We start from the raw sequence: 24348 nt of genomic DNA, 5'->3' as shown, positions 1-24348 counted from the left end.
TGTTTATTAAACTGGACTTAATTTATTACTTTAGCATAACAAGTAATGAAGAACCATAATTTCTACTCTTGAAGAATGCCAGCAAGATACTAATACCTCTGCGTTACTAACAAGTCCTCTTTACGTAACAATTATCCTACTTATTATCAAGAATCGTGGTCGTCCTCCCAGTCAAAAAGAAGATTTATTTAATAAATATTGGGAGATTATATTTGCTAGAGAACAAAGTAAAGATAAGGGAATTATTAAAAGTGATGAGTCGCTCTTATTTGGATTACATTCTTACTTAGGATACTTACTGCATCACCGAGCAGCAAAAGAAAACGTTCAATCGCGCTTACCTGAAAATGACTTTAGAGATGCTGTTTGTAAATTCCTACGTCAAGAAGGCAAGCGTTCTACTGCTGAAACCATAAATTTTAAGATGGAAACCTTGGTGAAGGATGGTGATAGATTAGTTTTGATTACTGAAGCTAATGATTTGTTTGGTTTTGATATTCGCTCTTTTCAAGAATTCTTTGCAGCGGTTCATTTAGTAGAGAATGCCGAGGATACTGCTCAACGTTTTGAAAGCTTAAAAAATATCATTTATTTAGCACACTGGCGGAATGTTGCTTTATTTTTCGTTGGTCGTATTGCTCGGAGCCATAAGGGAGAAGCTAATAAGATTTTAAGACTCTGTAAAGAGATAGACCAAACAAAAACAAATCATTATTTACGACCAGGAGCTTGGTTTGCGCTTGAAGTAGCAAGCGATGGTGCTTTTAGTAAAATTAATCCGGATTTACAATATGAATTTATAGAATACGGACTAAAAATTTTAGACACGGGGCTAACTACAGAGCAAAAAGAAGCATTGGAATCTTTCATAGAGCAATTATCTCAAGAAGATAAACAAGAATCATTGCATCCTCTTCTAGAAGAGAAGTTGCGTTCTTTGCCAGATTCATGCTCAGAAACAGTATTAGAACTTTATGGTCAACATTTTGGAGCAAAAAAACCTTTCCAAGATAAGATTAATGCTCTGCTTCAAACTCAACGAGAAACAACTGTAATTACTGCATTGTGTCTTGCTATGAGCTATAAATCTGAGCCTTCATGGATGGTAGAAAGATTACAAGATTATTGGGACTACTACAAAAAAATATTTAGTGAGCGTGGGTTCTCTTCGTCTGAAATAAAAATGTGGTTAAGCTCGCTTGAATATACTGAGGCAGTTCTGAGAAATTGGTCAATTTCTGAAGACCAAGCAAACGAATTAGCAGAAATATTTTCTTTAGAAGTGTATTATAATTCTTCAAGTTCTGAGCAAGAACTTATCGGGGAGTTCCTAAAACCAAAAACGCTTTCTGAACAATTAATATTATTGCTGAGATGCTCTAGATTATTGATCGAGTTGTCCATGAAAACTAATAAACGCAGAAATATTTTAATATATGGAGAGGAACAAGATATCTCACAACATGCAATAGCTATAAGAATGATGAGGATTGGGCTAGAACCATCTGACTCTATGCCTAAAGAAGTTATCGATAATATAGAGGAGCTATTGCAATGCCATAACTTAATACCCAGGTTAGAAGTAAGTTTATGGTCGTTACTTTGGTTTTTCAAAGAGCCTCATCTCGATCATATATCTGTCTTTATGGAAAGATTAAAATTAATTCACCGCACTTCATCCCTTTCTAAGAAATGGTGGCGTTCTTTTGCTTTAAGAGAAAATTGGCCTCTTTTGAATCTAGCCGTGGATAAACAATTAGTTGAAGAACAAGATAGTGTCAATAGATTATTACCCTTCTTGGAAGCTAAAAAACAGATAGCTATTTTTAAAGAAATAGAGGAGGCTATTCTCAAATATAAGCAGCAATCAGATGATAGACAACATTTACAAAAACTTATAATAGCAATACATACGCAGATTAGATTAGATGAACTTTTGCCTGAGTTATTACCATTAGCTAATCAAATAGGCATAAGTGTTGAAGATTTAGCAGAAGCATATATTTATAGTCCTATTAGCTTCAGTACATTGAAATGCGAAAGTGATGAACTCTACAAAATCTTAACGATTGCTGAAGAGGCTATAAAACAGCATAAAAGATTAAGTAGAATATTAATGAATCTGATTGAACTTAAGTGGTCATCAGATCCAATCTTCTTAATAAAGACACAGGACATTTTAGAATTAATTCTTACTACTTGGTCGCAATCTTTAGACGACACTATTACTAACTTATGTTGGGTTTACTTCCTAAAAATATTAAGTTATTATACTCCGATTCAAAGAATAATACTACTTGTGTTTAATACTCTACCTCTTAAAGAACTTTTACTTAACAAAAGAGAGCTTTATCTGAGTGGCATTTCTAATAATTTTTTATTTAAATCTACAGATGTATTAGAATCATTTCTTAGTCATGAGGATGAAAATGTTCGTATAGGGAGCGTATTCCTTTTATATCTAATTTTTCGTTCGTCAATGAAATCTTATAAATTCTCCAAGAAAGCAAAAATACAAGAAGCCATTAATCTTTGCTTTAATGCAGATGCAGGATGGAGTCTGATAAATTCTGACAGTAACAAGCATTCTTTACTAGGGATTTTATACTTAACTTTGTCAGATTATCCAATTGAGAATATTAATTATAGACAAATGTTATTAGCAGCATTGCAACAAACTCAAATAATCGAGAAAGAGGAAGCTTGGGTTAAGATGCTAAGAGAGATTCAAATGCCTGTTGATAAGCATGAGACATGGCATAACCTGTTAGAAGAAATTTTAAAAAAACCTTGGAATTATAGCAATTTAGTATTGAGTGCAGCAATGGAGCGATATCAAGAAACCAGTAATAATGCTGATGCACTATAAAAGTCACAAAGTTTGAACAAAGACCGATCGCACTTCACCAAATACAATGAGAGTAAAACTTTAGTTGCACCTGCAAATTTATTTAACACTCATAAACCACTCAGTAATCCCTTGAGCGATCGCGTTTGCCGTTTTCTTCTGTACCTCTGGGTTCACTATCTGCTCAAATTCATCGGGATTGCTCATAAAACCCAATTCCAGCAATACCGATGGTGCAGCTGTCGGACGTGTCAGCGCCAGGTTATCCCAAAAAACACCATAAGAAGGTTTGCCGAGTTTTTTGACTACATAGTTGTGTAAAAACATTGCGAGGTTATGGGCTTGGGGCTGATACCAAAAAGCGGCAAATCCCTTAATTTTTTCGGCATCGCCATCATCGGGTAGAGAATTGTGATGTATGGAAATAGCGATCGCAGGTTCTTCTTGACTGATAATTGCCTGACGTTCTACTAGCGAAACCTCTCGATCGTCCTCCCGCGTCATCACCACCGTTGCTCCTCGCTTCACCAACTCGTCGCGCAGCAACTTAGATACCACCAAATTCACATCTTTTTCTAAATATCCAGTTGGGCCACTGGCACCAGATTCTTTACCGCCATGCCCTGGATCTAGTACAATCTTAAAATTAGCTAAAGGCTTGCGTCTTGTGTTCCCGATTTTAGGCGGATGACGCAAAGCCAAAACCAGGGTTGTACCGTCGTATCTCAGCTTGTATCCCCACTGTTGAGCTTTTTTGAGGTTAAAGGTGTATTTTACTTGTCCTGGAGCTTCCTGTTGCCAGTCTAGGCGATAAATTAGGGGGTTATCATCCAGGCGAATTATGTCTGTTTGGGCAGTGGTATTGTAGAGAGTGAGAGCGAGAGTTTGCTCACTTTGTTGTACGCTCACGGGTACGGGAACTTGCAAAGGGAAAACTATCTCTGTCGCACTAGGGAGTTGACGGTATCCGACACTGCGAATTATTGTCTGTGGCGGAACTGCACCAGGTAGAATGCGGGTTTCTTTACTATTAATCCAAGCGCCATAATCTAGGCGCAACCATTCACCTTCCCTACCTGTGACTGTTGCGCGTGTGCCTTTGGGCAGTGGTGTGAGTCGAGAATGATCGGTGCTAGGGCCAGTACGAGCAACGCCTGACTCTACTGTCACCTCAGAAACTGGCAACTGTGCTCTTGAGAGGATTTCAATCTTACCAGATCCGGGTTGAGTTATCGTCTTGCCGTCAAGCGTCAGTTGAAATTGAGGTTTTCCCAGATCGGCGGCTGTTGCCACTGTAGTGCAACCTTGATAATTGCCTACGCTAGACTGGGCATGAGGCTGATTTTGCCCTGTCAAAGCTGCCAAATTACTTGGTAGTTGTGCCTGTTGAGGTTGCGGTAAAAGGGCAATAGTTTGATTAGCCAGGGTTACAGAGACATTAGCGTTAGGGGGTGCGATCGCGCCAAAACAAATTACTTCTCCTGGTAATCTGGCAATGTCAACTGCGGGAGTCAGGGAATCTTTCGCAAAGGCTACCCCCTGTGGTAGTTCAGGGCTAGTGTTAAGCCTGATCACCTTAATCTTAAGTTCTTGATTCTGGCGACGCACAGTAAAAAGATTTTCCCCCAACTGCAAGGGGAAACTAGGGGAAAAATGACCAGCTTTGCTGCGGGTAATTGGCTTACTATTGATCAAAACCTGACCATTTGGTGGTGCAGTGCCTAGAAAGAAGATTTTTTGGGCACTTGTCTGGTAGTTTGTCTGGGGAAAAACAACTATAAGAGATGGCTCTGCCAATGCAACTGAGGAGGTGAGAATACAGCCTAATATTACTAATCCTAGAAGGTTTTTCACAGCAAATCACAGAAGATGACACCACAATAACTGTGGCACAATGACGGGATGTATTTTTAGAAGTTGTTAGAAATTCAAACTACTATGACTAAGTTTATCTTTGTTACTGGAGGCGTAGTTTCCAGTATTGGTAAGGGCATTGTAGCAGCAAGTCTAGGGCGTTTGCTCAAGTCGCGCGAATATTCGGTGTCGATTCTCAAACTCGACCCTTATATCAATATCGATCCTGGCACGATGAGTCCCTTTCAGCATGGGGAAGTATTTGTTACCCAAGATGGTGCGGAAACAGACTTAGACTTGGGGCATTACGAACGCTTTACCGATACCTCAATGTCGCGCTTAAATTGTGTGACTACTGGCTCTATTTACCAGGCAGTCATCAATAAAGAGCGGCGCGGAGACTACAATGGCGGTACTGTACAGGTAATTCCTCATATTACCAATGAAATTAAAGAGCGGATTCTACGAGTTGCTAAAAGTACAAACCCTTCTGTAGTAATCACAGAAATTGGCGGGACGGTGGGAGATATTGAATCACTGCCGTTTTTGGAAGCAATTCGCCAGTTCCGTAAAGAGGTGGGACGGCAGAATGTATTGTATATGCACGTAACGCTGGTACCGTGGATTGCCTCTGCGGGTGAAATGAAAACTAAGCCGACACAGCATTCAGTTAAGGAACTGAGATCCATTGGTATTCAACCAGATATTTTAGTTTGTCGGAGCGATCGCCCTTTACCCAAGGGATTAAAGCAGAAATTGTCGGGCTTTTGCGATGTGCCGGAAGAATGCGTCATCACTTCCCAAGATGCCAAAAGTATCTATGAAGTACCGCTAAATCTAGAGCGGGAAGGAATGGCAGAACAAGTGCTGAACTTGCTGCAAATGGAACAACGTAAACCAGATTTGACGCAGTGGCAAACCCTGGTAAAACGGTTACATAGTCCCAAGCACGAGGTAGAAATTGCCATTGTTGGTAAATATGTGCAGTTAAGTGATGCCTATTTATCTGTGGTGGAAGCACTAAACCATGCTGCAATCTCCACTTATGGCAAACTGCGCCTGCGTTGGGTGAATTCAGAAAATTTGGAAACGGAACCAGCCGAAAATTATCTTGAAGGTGTCGATGGCATAGTTGTGCCAGGAGGTTTCGGGGTTCGGGGAGTCGATGGCAAAATTGCCGCCATTAAATACGCCCGTGATCGCCAAATTCCCTTCTTGGGTTTATGCCTGGGAATGCAATGTTCCGTGATTGAATGGGCCAGGGATGTAGGGGGATTAACAGGTGCTAATAGTGCTGAATTTGACCCTTACACAACTGATCCGGTAATTAATTTATTGCCAGAACAGCAGGAAGTAGTGGATTTAGGGGGTACAATGCGCTTAGGACTATACCCTTGTCGTGTTCTCCCTGATACTTTAGCTTTTAAGCTTTATCAAGAAGATGTGATTTATGAACGACATCGACACCGCTATGAGTTCAACAATGCTTACCGCGATTTGTTGTTAAAGTCTGGCTATGTGATTAGTGGTACTTCTCCCGATGGACGTTTAGTTGAAATTGTGGAATTACCCAAGCACCCATTCTTTCTTGCTTGCCAATTTCATCCAGAATTTCAATCACGCCCAAGTACACCTCATCCTTTATTTAAAGGATTCATTCAAACAGCGATCGCTCTTTCTCTTTCGACATCTAGCACACCAACACCATTGGAGGTGTCATAACAATTCAAAATTCAAAATTCAAAATTAATTTTTTAGATTTTGAATAGGCATACAGCAACATTAACTTAAGGCTTCAGCAAATTTGGACATCCAGGGTGCATCATTCGTAAATTTCGGACTTGAGGAGATGTTGTGGCGTACTGGGTGAAAATCCTTTACGAGAGGAAAGAATATGTAGTAAATTTTGAACGTGTCCATGCTTTTTGTTATGAACTGAATGGCAGAGTTACTTTTTGGCTACCCGATAGTGCCATTCCCATAGTAATTAACCCACAAAATAACCTGGAAGACTATCAAAAAATTCTCGATTATTTAGAATGTGTGACAGGATTAGAACTAGATCATGCCCACTGGGTGAAAATAATTTACGAAAAAAATGAATATGTAATTAATCTCAACTGCATCAGTTCCTTTTGTCATGAACCGAACGGCAGGATAACTTTTTGGTTGCCAGATGGCACTATTCCTATTATCATCAACCCTGTGAGTAATCCTGAATCTTATGAAAAAGTTGTGAAATACGTTAAGAAAGCAACAGGATATTCTTTGTCTTGAAATTCCTGTGTATCAGAACAAGGTGACAATAAAGTTGAAAAACAGATTACTGTCTTCACAATCTTAAAAAATGGTTTGGGGAAATTTTTACTCAATTAGCCTTTTTTGTAGAGTTATCTAAGAAGAAAATTGTAACTTTAATAGTAAGGTGTTGATTCTAAAATTGCATATAGCTCACTGCCATTCATCAAAAATTTGTTTTATCCGCTCAATTGCCGTGTCTGCTGCTTCTTCTGGAGATATGCTATTGACAACTATTCGATTGAGAGCCTTACCCCAAACATTCTCTTCTAAAACTAGGCTGTAAGCAGGGTTTTGGACAATATAAAATGGGCGAGTATCTTTAGTTAGTGTTTGAGTTGCAGTGGAAAGATGAGGATCTGCTGGATTTGTCCAAAAGGGGTCTTTCCAAACAGGCTTCATTACTGGTAGATACCGACCTCCGGTAGCTTTGAGATAGTTTCCTATGATCTTAGGTTTAATTAAATACGCGAGAAAGTCTTTGGCTACCTTCTGGTTTTTAGACTCGGCAAACAAAACTATTTCATTAATCGAGACTAAGTAGCGCATCGGTTTACCATTAGGTTTGTTCGGAAATTCTAGGATACCAAGCTTGTTACGATAGGTGTCAGAATCTTGGCGGACAGCAGCAGGAATCGAAAGCGAGGAGTTAGGCGTCATAACCACACCACGATTGAGCAAGCTGCGATTATTGTCTGGATTTAACCAGTTTACTGCGTCTGGTGGTACGTAGCCCTGCTGGAAAAATTTCGCATACCACTCTAAGCTCTTAACAATACCTTGATGCACCTTAGGATCGTTGAGGAGAAGTTGACCCTTGGAGTCTAAAATTTGGACATTGTATGCCTCTAAAATCTGCTCAAATAAGTAGTAGGTATCTGTAGACCCAGTGGAGAAAGGAAACCCTAACCCGTAAATATTCTGTTTTTGCTGTGCGTGCAAATCATCTTGCACTTGTTTCCAAAACTCCCAGAAAGCATCCCACTCTTTAGGAATATCGCTTTGAGTTCGACCTACTTGCTCTAGCAAGTCTCGCCAGTAGAAGATGTGAATTGTTAATTGATTAATTGGAACTGCATAGTAACTCGGCTTTTTATCAACGTTGTTATATAAACGAACTGCTTCCAGCACACCTTCAGAATAAATATTTTTGACTGGCTCAATTACATCAGAGACATCTGCCAGTTTACCTTCCCAGGCAAGACGTGGATATAGCTCCCTCTCAGCACTGCTATTTATTACCATATCAGGCGAATTACCTGCCTGAAGTGCCCTTTGAGTCTTTTGTGGCAACTCATCGTTAGTATAGAAAGTAAGTTTAATTTTGTTGCCGCTTTGTTGTTCCCAGTTACTAACGATCTTCTGGAGCGCTTCATCCTCTTCCAAAGTATAACCTTTATCTGACCAAATCTTCAGGACTTTACTGTTAATAGGAGACTCGGTGACTGAGGATTGGTTAGATTTTAAGATGTTAATACAGACAAGAATTATCAAGCTGAGTATCAATGCCACTAGTACGTAGCGATGGCTAGCTCTTATTAGCATTACGGTAAAAGTTTGCTTGACTCTTTGCTGATTCTTAAAGCCTTTAGCCATTGGACTGGCTTTGGTTCTGAATAACATGCTCATTTTATGATTTTTGCCAGAAAAACATCTTTACTGCATCTTCTGACATCACATAGCGCTTATTCAAGTGTTATTTAATCTGCAATCTCTAAATTCTCTGTCTATTCTGTAAAAAAGTTGGTGTCTGTAGCAAGTTGCAAACAAATTTTTCTTCTAATCCGTAAAGACTGATGTCTCTAACTGGGGTTGTTTGAACCATAATTTAAAATCTTGAATAGTTTTGCCATGCCAACTTTGCTGCACCTACTATCCCTGCAAAATTGCCTAACTCCGCTGGCAATATTTGTAAACCCGCTCGTGATAAAGGCTGCACTCGCTTCTCAATTTCTGCCTTCACACCTGGTAAGAAAAACTCAAAGCTGCCACTGATACCGCCACCAATCACGATCGCTTGTGGTGTGAGTACATAAATCAAACTCGTCAAACCAATTCCCAAATTAATACCATATTCTTGCCAAAAAGTCAATGCTGCGGCATCTCCTTGTTGAGCAAGAAAACCCAATTCGCTGGGTTCCTTGAGAGTGCGGCGGCGAATTGCAGTCGCACAGGCATATTGTTCCAAAGAGCCTCGATTGCCACTATTACAAATTGGGCCATCAGGATTTAAGGAAATTAAACCCAATTCCCCAGCGGCTCCTTGATGTCCAATAAATAGTTTGCCATCAAGGATAATTGCGCCACCAACCCCAGTACCTAAAGTTAGCAGAATTAGATTTTGAAAGTGGCGACCGGCTCCCAGCCAAGCTTCTCCCAAAAGAGCACAATTAGCATCATTAGCGATCGCAGTCGGTTTGCCAGTTTTAGCTTCTAACCAGTCTGCTAAAGGCACATCGATCCATCCAGGTAAGTTAATAGCGATTTTGGCAATGCGTCCTGCTGCATCGGATGGGCCAGGAGTCCCAACACCAATAGCAACAGCTTGATTATCTGGATCGATTTGAGCGATCGCATCTACCAGAACCGCCAACACCACTTCCGGCGTTGTTGGTTGAGGAGATACCACAGTCAAAGATTGCAGACAAGTACCATCATCTGCAAAACGCCCCAGCTTAATTGCCGTTCCTCCGACATCAATGCCAATTACTTGAATTTTGTCATTTGTCATTTGTCATTTGTCATTTGTCATTGGGCATGGGGCATTGGTAATTGGTGAACAGCTATTCCCTATTATTGGGCGCGAGTCGTTTTCACCCCGGATCTGTTCGCGCAGTGTCTTTGCTTGGGAGAAGACGCGCAGCTTTCAACTCCGATTTCTGTAAATTAGCAAAAGTCGTGCTGCGGAAACTCGATTGCTCTTGCCAAGCTGTAATTGGCGCACCTCTTAAAATACCAGCAAGAGCAACGGAAAGGATAAACCCGCCAGTAGCGGCAGCAATTAACGTTAGATTATCTTTCATACAAATCTCTGTATTGTTATTTGTCATTAGTCATTTGTCCAAAACTAATGACCAATGATTACTGTCGGATTCTATTTTCTCTCCGTAATCGGGGATTGACAAATTCATTTAACCCCTCACCAAGTAGTGATAACCCTACCACCATAAATGTCATCGTTAAACCAGGGAAAAGGGTAGTCCACCAAATACCAGTAGGTAGAGCTTCTAGGGCTTGTTTTAAATCATGTCCCCATTCTGCCACTTCTTCGGGAAGTCCTAGCCCCAAAAAGCCTAAACCGCCCAACACCAAAATCGCATCAGCGGCGTTGAGTGTGAATAAGACGGGTACGCTTTGAATGACGTTGAAAAACAGATAACGAGAAAGCACAACCCAAGTAGAAGCGCCCATTGCTTGAGCCGCTTCGATGAACACTTCAGTTTTCACGCTCACGGTGTGGTTGCGAACAACACGATAATATTGGGGTATGTAGGCAATGCTAATAGCGATTGCTGCATTTAATATCCCACGCCCCACCACAAATGCCAGTGTCACAGACAGCAGTAGCCCCGGTAGAGTGTAGATGCTATCCATAATAAATAGCAACACCTTATCCAATTTCCCGCCGAGATAACCACTCAGCATCCCCAAAGGCACACCGATAATCATACTCAGCGCCGTTGCCAAAATCACCACCTGCAAAGCAGCTTGAGCGCCGAACAATGTCCGAGAGAACACATCATAGCCGAGGCGACTAGTACCAAACCAATGTTTAGCTGAGGGTGGCTCGTGAATTGGATTAGAGAGAAAATCTTTGGGGTTTTGCAGCCATCCCCAAGCCTGCAATACGGGAGCGAAGAAGGCCAGGAAGATGAAAAATAGGGTAATGGCTAACCCGATGAGCATGAGTTTTTGGGAAAGATTGGGACTTTTGCCAAACTGTAAAAATGTCGGTAGCTGCCGTTTTGTAATGGCCATAAAGCGATCGCCTGGATCAAAGCTTGATACGCTGACCATTTTACATAATATTAGATAGGGGATTGCGTAAACATCCTTAATAAATGTCCGACTACCTCACGCTGGATACAGAGCTAGACTGAGTTAGAGGTGAAATTATGCCTGATTTTTGCCAAAGCTTTTAACTACGATTCAGAGTACTACAATGTTCGTGATAATCTTTATCAACGAATCAGTCATCTTGATGATGCAGCCTTTGATTTCTTTGACACACTTTCAGTATTTTAACTGTTGTCTTAGCTCTTAATGCTTACTTAATATGTAGCACAATATTTTTCATTATCTTAGTCATTGTGAAACCTCTTCTACAGACTTACTTAGAACAAGAAATCTGGATACTAGTAAGAGATAAGTGGTATTTCGCCACAATTATCGGAGTTTGGGATGATTTATTGTGCTTTAAACACAGAACTTACAACAAAGATACAGAGGAAGATACTTTCTGGGAAATGGTTGTGAAAATCAGTGAAGTAATTGCTATTGATAAAATTAGGTCTATTATTAGTAGAAAACCAGATATGCTTATTTCACGGCTACTAGAAACTGAGCAAGATACAAGCGATCTTCATCAAGATAAGGAATATTAATTAGCTCAATTTTGGAGTTAGGCTCATCCTTTGCATCTTGAGACAGGTGCAAAGGATGAGCAGTGAAGTTATCGGCTATGGCGCAATACGGTTCAGAATGAGCAACAAAACCCTGATGTAGAGACGCGATTTATCGCGTCTTAAAAGACCAATGATCTACACTAATAACCCTTAACTGAAACGTATTGGGCTATGGCGGGTATTGGGTATTGGGCATTCAAAAGAGGCAGAGGGGAAAACTCTTCTCCCTTGCTCCCTGCTCCCTTGCTTCTTCCCTAGTCCCTAATACCCACTATCTCAAAGATTACTTTCAATCAACTGGCGGTATTCGCTCTTTTGCTTTACGCCTTTGACTTCCTTCACAAGTTCCTTATTTTTGAACAATTGAACCGTTGGCGTTCCTGTCACACCAGCATTTTCAGCAATATCTCGGTCTTTGTCGATGTCAATTTCTACAAAGTGAATTTTGCTGTCAAATTCATCCACCACTTTATTTAAAATTGGCTTCAGGGTATGACAAGGGCCACAACCAGGAGAGACGTATTTAACAAGGAGTAAGCGATCGCTTTCATGGAACAATTTCCGTAAAGCATAACCTCCCTCATGGCGCGTCCCATCCAAATTAAATCCAGCTTCTTCCTCGGCTTCGGTCTTTTTGGCTGGCTGATGTTCTAATTCATTATCTTTTGTTTCAGGCTGTTGATGGAATTCTTGAATCAAGCCACTAGATGACAACCAACGTTCTGCCAACATCGCCGCCATACAGCCAGTACCCGCAGCCGTAATTGCTTGCCGAAACTCATGATCTTGTACGTCGCCAGCAGCAAAAACGCCTTCTACACTGGTTTCTACAGAACCAGGCTTAGTGACAACGTAACCTACCTCATCCAGTTCTAATTGTCCTTTAAATAGAGAGGTATTGGGACTGTGACCAACTGCGTAGAATAAACCTTTAGCGTGCAGTTGGCTCTCTTCACCAGTTTTAGTATTGCGGACTTTCACCCCTTCCATGTGACCGTTACCGAAGATATCCACGGCTTCTGTGTTCCAATGTACCTGGATTTTTGGGTTGTTCAAAACCCTGTCTTGCATGGCTTTAGAAGCCCGCATCTTATCGGTGCGTACCAACATATTTACCTTAGAGCCGTATTTGGTAAGGTAAATAGACTCTTCCGCCGCTGAGTCGCCAGCACCAATTACAGCCAATTCTGTGCCGTGAAAAATTGGTGTTGCACCATCGCAAATTGCACAAGCGGAAATACCTCGACTCCAAAATTCGTGTTCGTTGGGTAAACCCAAACGCTTTGCTGTTGCACCCGTAGCAATGACGATGCTATTGGTTTTAATTTCCCTTTCTTGCGATCGCACTGTAAATGGACGCTGACTCAAGTCAACTGAGATAACATCTTCAGTATATAGTTCAGCCCCCCAGCGCTCCGCCTGAGCCTTCATCTGATCCATCAGTTCCGGCCCGGTAATTCCTTTAGGAAATCCCGGAAAGTTCTCAACTTCCGTCGTTGTCATTAATTGCCCACCAGGTAAACCCCCGGCTTGGAAACCTTCAAATACAACGGGTTTCAGGTTAGCGCGTCCAGCATAAATGGCGGCTGTGTAGCCTGCTGGGCCAGAACCGATAATTACCAAGTTTTCTACAGTTGGGTTAGTCATGAAAATATACGAACTCATAACGACTACGCTTAATATAGCATAACAAACTGTAATTGGCTACGTCAGATGGTAAGCGATCGCCAAATGCCTACGGTACTACGGGTTCAATACTTGCCAAAGATGCTCTTAACCGCATTGAAAAAGACCAAGCGTGACTTTGTAGAGTTAGTTCCAGACCTGATGGTTGAGATTAAATCTAAAAGCGATAGAATAAAACCGCTTGAAGAGAAGATTCAGCTATTTTTCCAACTTGGGTCTGAAGTCGGCATATTGATTGACCCTGACAAATTGACAGTAACGGTTTATCCAATAAACCAAGCTTCGGTGGTATTGCACAATGGCCTCACACTACCTGACTTGCTACCAGGTTGGGAACTGGCGGTATCAGAGTTGTGGCCACCTGAGTTTGAATAAGACACTTCCACAATTGATATTGAGAATCTAGCCTCTGGTGTTGATAAGCGGCTTAGTAAGGATTCTGGATTGTGTAACTGTATCTTTCCAAACTTTTTTTCTGGAGGTGATAGGAAAGCGATCGCAGTTGGGTAAGTTACATCTAGAACACCCAAGCACTTCCTACCCCAGGGTAAACACTTATGAAAACCGAATTAAAAGCCAAGTTTCTCCAACACATCCTCGACAAAAAGAAAGGAGATGAGGGTTTTACACTTATTGAATTACTAGTAGTAATTATCATCATCGGTATTTTGTCTGCGATCGCTCTGCCTTCTTTCTTGAACCAAGCTAACAAAGCCAAGCAGTCAGAAGCAAAAACCTATGTAGGTTCGATGAACCGCGCTCAACAAGCTTATTACTTAGAAAATAGTACATTTTCAACTTCAATTGGTAGTTTAGGTCTTGGTATTGCAACACAAACTGTAAATTACAAATATGACGCTGTTACTGGAGACGCGAGTACAATAAACAACCGAGGAATAGTAATAGCTGGCGGTGGCAAGGCGCCTCTTAAGGCCTATATTGGTGCTGTAGAGGTGACAACCCAACAAGCTACCAGTGAAGCTACTACCGTAGCTGTTTTGTGTGAATCTAAAGACGCTATGGTTAACAATGGTACAAATGCAGATGCTGCTAGTGGAGCAGCTATTACTTACACCGCTGGAGCACCTAGTTGTACCAGCAACTTCATCTCTTTGGCTAAGTAACCAAGGACAAACAATATATAAATTGTCTTTCAACTAGATATTTTCCAAAGTGGGTAGATGCTTCTATCCACTTTATTTTCATTATGTAAGTTGTTCACAAGTATATTCCTCATAAATTTTTTTCAGAGAATTACAATGATTACTGATATATGTAATTGGCAAAATCAAGCTGAACAATACTTTATTCAAGAAAAATATTTGCAAGCAGCACAGTTATATGAACAAGCAATAGCAATAGAACCAAATACTATCTCTTATTATTGGCATTTAGGGTTACTATTGCTATTACAAGGGCAAGAAGCAGAAGCTCAAATGACTTGGATGCTGCCAATGGCAGAGGCAGATGAAGAACAGTTACCAATTTGGATAAATGAACTATTTCAATTTTTACAAATAGAAGCTGAAAGGCGTGAAATACTGGCAGAATATTCTCTAGCTTGGTTAATTCGCCAGCATATACGGGAAATTAATCCTGGCTATATAAATAATTTACTTCAAATCCTTATACTTTCTATCAAATTGGAAAAATTTGAAGAAGTTGATAATTTGAATGATTGGGGATTAATTGAAAGCTTAAACGCAAAAAAAAATATAGAAATCAATACCGAATTATTAATCCAATTTTTAAAAGAATTTTTAAATACTGTTCCATTACATCCAATTAATCTAAGTTTAATAGAAGCTAGTCTTCCTTATTTCTCTAATACTCATCAAAGTTTCTCTCTACTGCTTCCTGCTGCTATCCAAATTGGTCATACTTTGCGGCAGCCTTTACTAGCAGGATCTCTGCTAGAATTGCATTTACGATTGGAGCCAAATAATGTAGAAATTTTGCGGCACTTAGCGACTTTTTATCAAGACTCTCGTAATTATTCTCAAGGAATAGAGACAGCTAGATTATGTTATTCCTTATCAGAAAAATTGGCTGATAAAATTTTTGCACTCCATTTGCTGTTAAGGGGTCTAATGACAGCAGGGGGATATTGGCAAGAAATATGTACAACTTGTCAAGAATTGGAAACTGTGTTTCAACAATTTATTAAAGCTGAACGAATTCCTTTAGAAGAAGGAAGAATCTTACGGTTGCTTACGCCATCTTTTGCGATACCTCACATTAAAGATGCTCCTGCGGATTTCCGAGCTATTCATAATCAGGTAGCTGAAGTTTTTAACTTTTATATTAATGCTCTTGCCCAATCAGAAGGAAAAAATTATTGTCACAAAATTATCAATAATAGAGATTTATCTTCCCCTACTAAGAAGTTAAAAATTGGTTATGTATCTTACGCTTTAAGGAATCATTCTGTTGGTTGGCTAGCTCGCTGGTTATTTCAGCATCATGACCGAGATAAATTTGATATTCATACTTATTTTGTTAACTATCAATTAGTAAATGACTATCTCCAAGAGTGGTATCTAGGTCAGGCAGGAAAACCTCGTCAATTAGGTATGAATGGTCTAGAAATTGCTGACCAGATATATCAAGATGAAATTGATATTTTAATTGACCTTGATAGCATCACTCTAGATATTACCAGTGAAGTGATGGCACTCAAGCCAGCACCAATTCAAGTTACTTGGCTGGGGTGGGATGCATCAGGCATACCCGCAATTGATTACTTTATCGCAGATCCTTATGTACTGCCAAATGATGCACAAGATTACTATACAGAAAAAATCTGGCGATTACCCCAAACTTATATAGCAGTAGATGGTTTTGAAGTTGGTGTACCAACTCTCCGCCGCGATGACTTGGATATTCCTATGGATGCCGTTGTTTATCTCAGCGCCCAAAGAGGATATAAGCGCCATCCAGAAACGACAAAATGGCAAATGCAAATTATTAAACAAGTACCTAACAGCTACTTTTTGATTAAGGGGCCTGCTGAGGAGGAAACAATTAAACGCTTCTTTTACCAAATTGCCGAAGAAGAAGGTGTAGATTGTTCTCGGTTACGATTTTTACCACAAGTTTATTTAGAGTCAGTTCATCGTGCTAATTTAGGCATTGCTGATATTGTATTAGATACATTTCCCTACAACGGAGCGACAACAACCTTAGAAACATTGTGGATGGGTATCCCTTTAGTGACAAGAGTTGGTGAACAATTTGCAGCGCGTAACAGCTACACCATGATGATGAACGCGGGTATCACAGAAGGTATTGCCTGGACAGATGAAGAGTATATAGAATGGGGTGTGCGCTTGGGGAAAGATGAGGCTTTACGTCAGCAAGTCGCTTTGAAGCTGAAAGCATCGCGGCAAACAGCACCGTTGTGGAATGGTAAACAGTTTACCCGTCAGATGGAAAAGGCTTACGAGCAGATGTGGCAAAGGTATATTGAGGGGAAATAAGCTCGTAGTTAGCGCTTAAGCACTCAAAATAACCTCCTACAGAAATTTCCAGGTAAATAAATCACAGATTATCGCTTGATTTCCTCCAAGCCATGATTGAAGAGAATCAAGTCAAAATGATTATTTATGATGTAGAGCAAGAGGTTATTTTCAAATGGATAAACTAGCCCACTATCGCAAGATAGTACAGCAGATATTACAGGAGTATAGTGAGCAAAAACCCTCTGATGGTAATATAGACGTTGAGAATATTTTTGATATAGAACGTGACCATTACCAGGTAGTCCATGTAGGCTGGGAAGGGCAAGATTGGGTACATAGTTGCATCATCCATATTGATATTAAGGGTGAAAAAATTTGGCTTCAGTGGAATGGTACAGAAGATGATATTGCAGCAAATTTAGTTACTATAGGAGTTCCTAAAGAGGATATTGTGTTAGGGTTTCAGTCTCCTTTCATGAGGAAGTTTACAGAATATGCAGTGGGTTAGAGAGGCGTCATCTCTAATTTAGATGCGCTCAAGCTATCTACATCGCAGAATGGGAGATTTTCTGCTTTCGCTTGTGCGATCGCCTGTTGATTATCTGTTGCTAAAGCAATTCGAGTATTAATTCTAGGCAAAAGAGTTTTCCATTGTGTATCACTCATCTTACTAAGCAGAGAAATTTCTGGCCCCTCAGTTATATCTACATCATCTTCCATAAGCAAATTCATCGTCAAAGATGATAAAAGCATATCGGCTTCTTCTTCAGAAATATTGTGAGTATCAATTAGGAGAGTTATGTGGCTTTTATCTGGGTGAGTAGTGAGAGTAGAAATGACACTCGCTAAATCTTGATATAGTAGGTCTTCTGGCTGTAACCAGTCTGGGAAAATGATTAAGTTAATATCTCCTAAGCGGAAATTTTGACTCAGGGTGTCTGCAAGATATTTACTAAATAGTTGTTGGAAGAGGCTGCCTATTTTAGCTGAGTAAGCGCGGCTATCTAGAAAACTAGGATTAGCTTGCATTTTTTCCTTGATTTGGGCGCTCTTTTGTTGGCGTAATTCAGGATCGGTTCCGAGTGCGATCGCTAACTCTATATAAGACTCTTCACTATCTGCAACTAAACCAGGTACATCGAGTGCTTGCACCATTGCAGCCCCCATTGCAGAGCGAAAACTAGTTCCCCGTCTAGCAATTATTGGTAAATTAACCTGTAGTGGTTCTATCAAAGAAGTTGTTCCAGCAAATGGAAAAGAATCTAGATAAACATCGGCAATTTTAAAGTATTCTTTAACTTCTTCGCGCTTTGGCACTGGCTGAGGATCTAAAACTATTAATTGCTCTGCTGGTATTCCATGCTTTGAAAACACTTTAATTAAGTGATTTACAAAAGCTTTCTTAGGATAATTGTTTGACCAATTTGGACCAAATGGCAGAAGCACTAAAACAGAGTTAGGAACTCCAGAAATTATTTTTGCCCAAATATCAATTAGTTCGGGGATGATTTTAAAGAAGTTAGCACCAGAGATAAAAATAACTGTTTCTTCAGATATACCCAAACTTTCTCGATCAACTTTGACAGTTATATTTTCTTCTTCATTACCATAACTAAAGCAATGAGCAGACCCTTCAAGTTTCACCAACTTTTCTTGATATTGCTGTTCTGCCGTTGGCGATGGATCAGTTAGCATACCAGAAATGTAATAATCTATATGCCGCATTCCTGTTGTTACCACAGATCCGCCACTTGTGATTTGTATTCTGGCTAACCGATGCATTGATAAGAAACAGATTTGATTGGTTACAGCCGTTACATTGGTAGCAATGAATAATATATCGATATCATCAGCACGAATAATATTTACTTGTTCTGCTAAATTTTGCGGTAGAAGTTTAAAGGAGTTTGCACAGCTTTGGCAATATTGCTCTAATTGATGACCAGTTTGATTAAGAGAGTACAGAATTACTTCAAAATCTCTACTGATATACTCATAAATAGGAAGGTAAGCAAATGTTTCAGAACCAGGTAAAAAATATGCTGCTAGGACACCCAAGCGAATTTTTTTTCTGGTTATAGGTCTATCAGCAAACTCGTAATCTACCTCATAACCCTTAAGCTTCAGTAAATACTCTATAATCTCTCCACGCTTAACATAGATATCTTTAAGATTATGCTCATTAAAATATAAGGGAATAAAATTAGCAATGGGCGCAAAATTATTAATTACTTCATGCCACAACTGAGAATCAGAATTTTTGACTATCGATGTGTGTAAGTAATCAATCCACCCCTGCATATAGTAATAGTAATTATTTGCATCACCCAATTCTTGAAAGTGGACTGGGGCAGAAAATAGGAATTGTAAATAGTCTTTAAGTAACCAACGGGGTATGCGAGAGAGGTCATGTTGTAATGGTAACTGGTCAGCACGGCAATACAGCATAGCTGCTAGTAAATTCTGAATTGCTTTTGGCTGCTCAAAACCTTGAGATATACTCTTAACGATATCACTAGCAAAAATCTGTTCTTCATCAGTCAGACTTTCATATTTGATACTACTATTCAGTAACATCTTATGTGTTTTACCTAGCAGACCCACATACATATCTTTTATCTGCTCATCTGAGATATTTAGCCATTCTTCTGTTATTTGTTTTCGCAACTGATGCAATTCTGCATTTTGTTCACTTAAAGCTGCGTATCTATAAAGAGCTTGTTGTCTGGTTGCTTGAGGATATCTTGTATCACTATAAATTGTCTGAAATAGTTTTTGGTAATCTAATAAAATAGCATCCTTTAAAGCAACATTTCGACGAGTTTGTTGTTGTGGATGTATCCTAAAGTGAGATAAAACTTGATCAACAAAACCAACTTTGTATTGACTCATGATTCTGAGCCACATTTCCAAATCTACAAGTTGACAAAACTCAGAATTAAATAATCCTACTTTTTTAAAAACATCTTTTCTAATGAGAACTGTACTTGGCTCTCCAATTTTATTAATTGGATTGTCAAGTATATTGGGATCTAGCAAAAGTTCCTGTCCTGATTGAATCAGCTTTAATGTCGACCAAGCTTTGTGTACATCCTTAGCTTCATGATGCATTAAAAAGTTTGAATCATAAACAGTATGACCAGTATCAGTGAAGAGTGTTCTCGGAGAAAAAACCAAACCTATCTCTTCATCTTGTTCAGCTAAATTGACCATTTCTTCAATAGCGGTTGGCTCTAGTAAATCGTCTTGAAATAAAAACTTTATATATTTACCTTTAGCCTGAGAAATACAAAAATTCCAATTCTTAGCTAGTCCAAATTGGCTATGTTTAAGAACAAAAAACAAAAGTTCAGATGTGTGTCTAAAATTATTAACTATTTCTATGGTCTGGTCATCAGAATTATCATCGGAAACAATAATTTCTATATTTTTATATGTTTGAGATAAAACACTATTGATTGCTTCTGCTATAAAGTCCTTCCCATTGTAAGTAGGAATACAAATACTAACTAATGGCTCTACTTGTAATAAGTTACTTTTCTTGTAAGCAGTTTGTTGCTGTGATTTATTTAATTCTTCATCCTTTAAGACACTAGCTAATTGTTGAGAGTAAAAATTTATTGATGTATTTATAATTGCTTGATATTGAGAACTAAGATTATATTTTATAGTCTCAAGCATTCTAATAGTTTCTTTTATTTGTGATTCTCGGCTTTTACTAGACCATACTCCTTTTGCATGAACCCTATATGCTGCCATAACTTCATCAATATATCCGATTTTACCGTACTGTGCATTTAAAATATGGAAAGTCCAATCTCCCATACTTTGTTCATAAAACCAATCGGGAAACTCTTGTACTAAACCAGCACGATACATTACTGAAGGAGTAGAAATAAAATTGTTTATTAGCAAGTTTTCTATAGTAGACGTTTTTGACTGATTGTGTAGGAAAATCCCAGGTGAGTGACTGTTATCTTGCCAAAATACTAATACATTGTGAAAACATATAGCAAAGTCTAGGTTTTTATCTAAAAAATCTACTTGTTTTTGTAGTTTTTCGTTTGAAGTCCAGTAGTCATCACCTTCTAATATTGCTAGATACTGACCTTGACAGGCTTTGAATGTATTTAAAAAATTTTTGTGCGCCCCCAAGTTTACCTCAGGCAGTAATAAGCGAATTTTGTCCGAGTATTTTCTTTGGTATTCAATTACAATTTGACGTGTATTATCTGTAGAATAATCTTCACCTATCACAAGTTCATATTCAAAATCAACTTTTTGCATCAATACACTTTCTATTGCTTGAGCAATAAAATTTTCATGGTTATAAGTAACCATTAAAACGCTAACTTTCATGCTTTTACCTCTAAGATATAAATTTTAGATGTGTGAATAATATCGGACTTTAGAAAGTTCGCAACTATTTGTGACGACTAACTTAATAATTTGACAAATTTTGCTGATATCTTCTGGTATTAATGCCGTGCCTGTTGGTAGGCAGAGTACTCGATTGACAAGTTTTTCAGTTTCAGGTAGCAATAGCCTATTGTAAGGAAAATAAGAACGATAAGGTTCCATATTATGACAACCTGGATAGAAGTACTTTCGAGCGATAACATTTTCAGCCTGTAATATTTCAACTAAATAATCTCGACTTATACCAGATTTATTTTCATCAATTTCTAAAATAATATACTGATAATTACAATTTTGTGTTTTGTCATAAGTAATAAGTCTTAGCCCAGGAAGACTCTGCAATTCTTGTTTATATTGTTGGTAATTACGATAATTGATAGCAACAAATTCTTCTAAACTTTCAAGTCCTGTCAAACCCATGGCCGCTGATGTTTCATGCATTTTCCCGTTTGTACCAATATAGATAACGTTATCCATACCAGTAAAACCAAAGTTAGTCATCAGGCGAATTTTTGCAGCTAATTCATCATTATTAGTCACAATTGCTCCGCCCTCAAATGTGTTCAAAAATTTAGTAGCATGGAAACTAAAAACTTCGGCATCTCCAAAGCTGCCAATCATACGTCCTTGATGTGAACAGCCGAAAGCATGAGCCGCATCAAACATTAATTTTAAGTTGTGGGTACGGGCAATTTCACTTAAAGCCTCCACGCTACAGGGACGACCCCACAAATGAACGCCAATAATGCCTGTAGTACGTGGAGTTATTAATTGCTCTATTTGCTTTGGATCTATGTTGTGGGTTTTAGGGTCAATATCACAAAATACAGGGGTAATTTCTTGCCATTGTAGAGCGTGTGCAGTTGCAATAAAGGTAAAAGAAGGGACAATAACTTCGCCTTTTAAACCCGCAGCGCGGATGGCTATTTCTAATGCTACTGTAGCGTTACAGCTAGCAATGCAATGCTTTACTCCGACAAATTCAGCAATGCGTTGCTCAAATTCTTGTACATAAGGGCCATTGTTTGTTAGCCATCTTTTATCTAAGATGTCATTGATGCGATTAAGTAAGCGTTCGCGGTTTCCAATATTAGGACGACCAACGTGTAATTTTTCTGTGAAGGTTGGTATGCCAGTAAATATAGCTAAATTATTCAATTGTTGTTTCATTTGAAGCGCTTTTTAATTTTGTATTTGGGAAAAATTTAGAAAATATTTTAAACAAATCATTATAGGAAGTTTGAAAAATGAGGGTCTTTGATATATTGAAAAACAAAAATAATTTTTCTGGTTTATTCCATAACTTTGGCGTAAAGCACTGTTTCCTCAGAATGTATTGTGTAATGTTCTATATACAACTGGTAGCCAATATCTAAATTATGGATAAAAATAGGAATATCAAAAATATCATTTGGTTGATGATATACAGAAATAGCAAGTTTTGGACGGAACTTACGGATAGTTTCTACAGCCCCATGTAAGGCACTTAACTCAGCACCTTCAATATCCATTTTAATAAAATCCACTCTATCTATACTTTTTTCATATACAAATTGATCAATTGTGGTAGTAGCTATAGGTATTTCCGATGGAGTGTTACTAATATTTGCACCAGGTCCTTCGCCATGTAAATAAAGCTGAGTTTCTGAACTATCAGTTAGAGCATAATCACTAATAACTACTCTCTCTGCTAAATCCTCATTCTGCATCAAATTGTAGCAAAATACATCTAAATTATTTGGCTCTATTTCAAACGAAAAAACTTTACCTTCTGAACCAACAGTTGATGCAAAAGCTATTGCTGTATCACCAAAGCACGCACCAGCATCAATAACATAATCTCCTGGCTCAGGACATATTTGAACATTATTTCTACTAAAGTAATACTGCTTGAAGAAAAATGTCCAAGCCACATTGCCCCACCAGCAATCAATAGTAATACGTTGATCTTCAAAGCTAACTGCATACTTTTGCAATTCACCAAAAATACCAGAGTAATCTGTATCAGATTCGGAAACTATCATTTCCCTAGCTTTGTGTCTGTCTCGCCAGTGTTGTTCATTATTGGTAGGTAATTTAAAGTGTAGATGTCCTACCAGACGGAAAAGTAATAAGTTTGTTAACCAATTCTTAGACTCAGAATCAGCTAGAATTTCGTGAACTCGCTGAAAATTTTCCTGATTTTGGAAAAGAAACTTAAGATAATAACTATATGAGTCTATAAAAATCTGGCTATTGGTATGATCCTTTGATAATGTTTGAAACCTATCATAATCCCAGTTATTTTCCTGAAAAGTATGAATATTTACATAAAAAGCATGGATAATATCATTGATAAATTGGGACATAATCTTGCTGTTACCAGATTTCAAATGTTTCAACTTGACTCAGTTATAAGAAGGAAATAATTCACTACCTAAAATTGCTATGTATAAGAGATTGCTACGGTCAAAGTTTTAGCAGTTCTCCTAGTTATTAGACTACCCACAACTTCCCAAAAACTATCATTTTAAAATTGGTTTATTTCTTATATAACGCATTCATACTATTTATTATCGTGTCAAATTCGCCAAAGCTACCTATTGTAGTATTTAGGATTATTAAAAATAATATTTTATATTAAATTTTATTTTTTTGAATATCTTTATTGTAATTCTTTCTAAGAATCGCCATCAGCAAAGTGTTATGATAGCTGCCATTTTTATAAACTGCCTCTTCCAACTTCCCTTCTAGTAAAAAACCAACTTTTTCATACATTCTAATAGCTCTAGTATTTTCCTCAAGAACATAAAGATAAATACGATTAAGATTCAAATTAATAAAAGCGTGCTTAATAATTTCTCGGCACACCGCTTCTCCAATACCTCTAGACCAGTAATTTTTATTGCTGATAACAATTGAAAATTCAGCAGAACAATTAATAGATTGAATATTTGTTAAGTAAACATTGCCGATAAGATGGTTATTATCTGATTCAATAATAGAGAGTCTAACGTTTTTATCTCTATTGTTAAGATAGTTTTCATACCATTTATTATCTATTTCTTCAGAAATATAAAGGAAATTACAACCAAGAAAATTGATAATCTCATAATCATTTCTCCATGTATTAATTGTTGTTATATCCTGTCTTGAAATCTCTCTTAATCTGAACATT

The 24348-nt window shown here is 38.5% G+C and carries 18 protein-coding genes and 1 pseudogene; 9 read left to right on the top strand and 10 right to left on the bottom strand.

The genetic code is table 11. The annotated features are described in order from the left end of the window. Positions 1–424: 424 nt before the first annotated feature. The gene (locus HWQ40_RS05235) at positions 425–2869 is read left to right on the top strand and encodes a hypothetical protein (RefSeq protein WP_292775387.1); all 2445 of its coding nucleotides are present in this window, start codon (positions 425–427) and stop codon (positions 2867–2869) included. 78 nt (positions 2870–2947) lie between these two features. Here HWQ40_RS05235 and HWQ40_RS05230 read toward each other — a convergent pair whose 3' ends face one another. Beyond that, complete coding sequence (locus tag HWQ40_RS05230; protein WP_292775385.1) at positions 2948–4702, bottom strand: N-acetylmuramoyl-L-alanine amidase; 1755 nt, start codon at positions 4700–4702, stop codon at positions 2948–2950. A gap of 84 nt (positions 4703–4786) precedes the next feature. Here HWQ40_RS05230 and HWQ40_RS05225 point away from each other — a divergent pair, with 84 nt between their 5' ends. Beyond that, the gene (locus tag HWQ40_RS05225) at positions 4787–6424 is read left to right on the top strand and encodes a CTP synthase (RefSeq protein ID WP_292775383.1); all 1638 of its coding nucleotides are present in this window, start codon (positions 4787–4789) and stop codon (positions 6422–6424) included. A 132-nt stretch (positions 6425–6556) separates the two neighbouring features. After that, on the top strand, positions 6557–6979 hold the full coding sequence (locus tag HWQ40_RS05220) for a hypothetical protein (RefSeq protein ID WP_292775382.1): 423 nt from the start codon (positions 6557–6559) through the stop codon (positions 6977–6979). A gap of 174 nt (positions 6980–7153) precedes the next feature. Here HWQ40_RS05220 and HWQ40_RS05215 read toward each other — a convergent pair whose 3' ends face one another. The 4 genes from HWQ40_RS05215 to HWQ40_RS05200 all read right to left on the bottom strand — a co-directional run bounded on the left by HWQ40_RS05215 (position 7154) and on the right by HWQ40_RS05200 (position 10978). Continuing rightward, positions 7154–8629, bottom strand: a complete 1476-nt coding sequence (locus tag HWQ40_RS05215) for an ABC transporter substrate-binding protein (protein WP_292775380.1) — start codon at positions 8627–8629, stop codon at positions 7154–7156. Between the two features lie 199 nt (positions 8630–8828). Then, positions 8829–9731 (bottom strand): ROK family protein, encoded by a 903-nt coding sequence (locus HWQ40_RS05210; RefSeq protein ID WP_292775379.1) that lies wholly within the window; start codon positions 9729–9731, stop codon positions 8829–8831. 82 nt (positions 9732–9813) lie between these two features. After that, positions 9814–10023 (bottom strand): hypothetical protein, encoded by a 210-nt coding sequence (locus HWQ40_RS05205; protein ID WP_292775394.1) that lies wholly within the window; start codon positions 10021–10023, stop codon positions 9814–9816. A gap of 58 nt (positions 10024–10081) precedes the next feature. Then, the gene (locus HWQ40_RS05200) at positions 10082–10978 is read right to left on the bottom strand and encodes an ABC transporter permease (RefSeq protein WP_292775393.1); all 897 of its coding nucleotides are present in this window, start codon (positions 10976–10978) and stop codon (positions 10082–10084) included. A gap of 129 nt (positions 10979–11107) precedes the next feature. Between HWQ40_RS05200 and HWQ40_RS05195 the strand changes: the two genes are divergently transcribed. Both HWQ40_RS05195 and HWQ40_RS05190 read left to right on the top strand, forming a co-directional pair. Beyond that, complete coding sequence (locus tag HWQ40_RS05195) at positions 11108–11245, top strand: hypothetical protein (protein WP_292775378.1); 138 nt, start codon at positions 11108–11110, stop codon at positions 11243–11245. 65 nt (positions 11246–11310) lie between these two features. Further along, positions 11311–11604, top strand: coding sequence for a hypothetical protein (locus HWQ40_RS05190; RefSeq protein ID WP_292775377.1), 294 nt, complete (start codon positions 11311–11313; stop codon positions 11602–11604). A gap of 297 nt (positions 11605–11901) precedes the next feature. Here HWQ40_RS05190 and trxB read toward each other — a convergent pair whose 3' ends face one another. Further along, positions 11902–13272, bottom strand: a complete 1371-nt coding sequence (trxB, locus tag HWQ40_RS05185; RefSeq protein ID WP_292775376.1) for a thioredoxin-disulfide reductase — start codon at positions 13270–13272, stop codon at positions 11902–11904. 135 nt (positions 13273–13407) lie between these two features. Between trxB and HWQ40_RS05180 the strand changes: the two are divergent. From HWQ40_RS05180 to HWQ40_RS05165, 4 genes and pseudogenes are all read left to right on the top strand, one after another. Beyond that, positions 13408–13686 (top strand): annotated as a pseudogene (locus tag HWQ40_RS05180) (Uma2 family endonuclease); the annotation flags it as partial. A 182-nt stretch (positions 13687–13868) separates the two neighbouring features. Then, positions 13869–14435 (top strand): type IV pilin-like G/H family protein, encoded by a 567-nt coding sequence (locus tag HWQ40_RS05175; protein ID WP_292775375.1) that lies wholly within the window; start codon positions 13869–13871, stop codon positions 14433–14435. A gap of 135 nt (positions 14436–14570) precedes the next feature. Further along, entirely contained in the window at positions 14571–16790 is a 2220-nt protein-coding gene (locus tag HWQ40_RS05170; RefSeq protein ID WP_292775373.1) for a tetratricopeptide repeat protein, read from the top strand. Between the two features lie 154 nt (positions 16791–16944). Next, positions 16945–17280, top strand: a complete 336-nt coding sequence (locus HWQ40_RS05165) for a XisI protein (protein WP_292775371.1) — start codon at positions 16945–16947, stop codon at positions 17278–17280. On the opposite strand, the gene HWQ40_RS05160 is transcribed toward HWQ40_RS05165, so the two are convergent. The 4 genes from HWQ40_RS05160 to HWQ40_RS05145 all read right to left on the bottom strand — a co-directional run bounded on the left by HWQ40_RS05160 (position 17277) and on the right by HWQ40_RS05145 (position 24347). Next, positions 17277–21131, bottom strand: coding sequence for a glycosyltransferase (locus HWQ40_RS05160; RefSeq protein WP_292775369.1), 3855 nt, complete (start codon positions 21129–21131; stop codon positions 17277–17279). The two genes, HWQ40_RS05165 and HWQ40_RS05160, sit on opposite strands and share 4 nt — an antisense overlap. Positions 21132–21155: 24 nt before the next feature. Then, complete coding sequence (locus HWQ40_RS05155) at positions 21156–22361, bottom strand: aminotransferase class I/II-fold pyridoxal phosphate-dependent enzyme (RefSeq protein WP_292775367.1); 1206 nt, start codon at positions 22359–22361, stop codon at positions 21156–21158. Between the two features lie 122 nt (positions 22362–22483). Continuing rightward, positions 22484–23539: an FkbM family methyltransferase gene (locus HWQ40_RS05150; protein ID WP_292775365.1), complete on the bottom strand. Its 1056-nt coding sequence runs from the start codon at positions 23537–23539 to the stop codon at positions 22484–22486. A gap of 271 nt (positions 23540–23810) precedes the next feature. Further along, complete coding sequence (locus HWQ40_RS05145; RefSeq protein WP_292775363.1) at positions 23811–24347, bottom strand: GNAT family protein; 537 nt, start codon at positions 24345–24347, stop codon at positions 23811–23813. Position 24348: the final 1 nt, after the last annotated feature.

This window comes from Nostoc sp. NMS9, from assembly GCF_017114995.1.
GTDB lineage: Bacteria > Cyanobacteriota > Cyanobacteriia > Cyanobacteriales > Nostocaceae > Nostoc.
This window is presented reverse-complemented; position numbering and strand designations above follow the sequence as displayed.

What these genes read in the sequence shown, in the direction of transcription:
- trxB (WP_292775376.1), bottom strand. Translation starts at nt 13,272, where the DNA reads ATGACTAACCCAACTGTAGAAAACTTGGTAATTATCGGTTCTGGCCCA.
- HWQ40_RS05225 (WP_292775383.1), top strand. Translation starts at nt 4,787, where the DNA reads ATGACTAAGTTTATCTTTGTTACTGGAGGCGTAGTTTCCAGTATTGGT.
- HWQ40_RS05210 (WP_292775379.1), bottom strand. Translation starts at nt 9,731, where the DNA reads ATGACAAATGACAAAATTCAAGTAATTGGCATTGATGTCGGAGGAACG.
- HWQ40_RS05170 (WP_292775373.1), top strand. Translation starts at nt 14,571, where the DNA reads ATGATTACTGATATATGTAATTGGCAAAATCAAGCTGAACAATACTTT.
- HWQ40_RS05215 (WP_292775380.1), bottom strand. Translation starts at nt 8,629, where the DNA reads ATGAGCATGTTATTCAGAACCAAAGCCAGTCCAATGGCTAAAGGCTTT.
- HWQ40_RS05235 (WP_292775387.1), top strand. Translation starts at nt 425, where the DNA reads ATGGAAACCTTGGTGAAGGATGGTGATAGATTAGTTTTGATTACTGAA.
- HWQ40_RS05155 (WP_292775367.1), bottom strand. Translation starts at nt 22,361, where the DNA reads ATGAAACAACAATTGAATAATTTAGCTATATTTACTGGCATACCAACC.
- HWQ40_RS05165 (WP_292775371.1), top strand. Translation starts at nt 16,945, where the DNA reads ATGGATAAACTAGCCCACTATCGCAAGATAGTACAGCAGATATTACAG.
- HWQ40_RS05145 (WP_292775363.1), bottom strand. Translation starts at nt 24,347, where the DNA reads ATGTTCAGATTAAGAGAGATTTCAAGACAGGATATAACAACAATTAAT.
- HWQ40_RS05150 (WP_292775365.1), bottom strand. Translation starts at nt 23,539, where the DNA reads ATGTCCCAATTTATCAATGATATTATCCATGCTTTTTATGTAAATATT.
- HWQ40_RS05160 (WP_292775369.1), bottom strand. Translation starts at nt 21,131, where the DNA reads ATGAAAGTTAGCGTTTTAATGGTTACTTATAACCATGAAAATTTTATT.
- HWQ40_RS05175 (WP_292775375.1), top strand. Translation starts at nt 13,869, where the DNA reads ATGAAAACCGAATTAAAAGCCAAGTTTCTCCAACACATCCTCGACAAA.
- HWQ40_RS05205 (WP_292775394.1), bottom strand. Translation starts at nt 10,023, where the DNA reads ATGAAAGATAATCTAACGTTAATTGCTGCCGCTACTGGCGGGTTTATC.
- HWQ40_RS05200 (WP_292775393.1), bottom strand. Translation starts at nt 10,978, where the DNA reads ATGGCCATTACAAAACGGCAGCTACCGACATTTTTACAGTTTGGCAAA.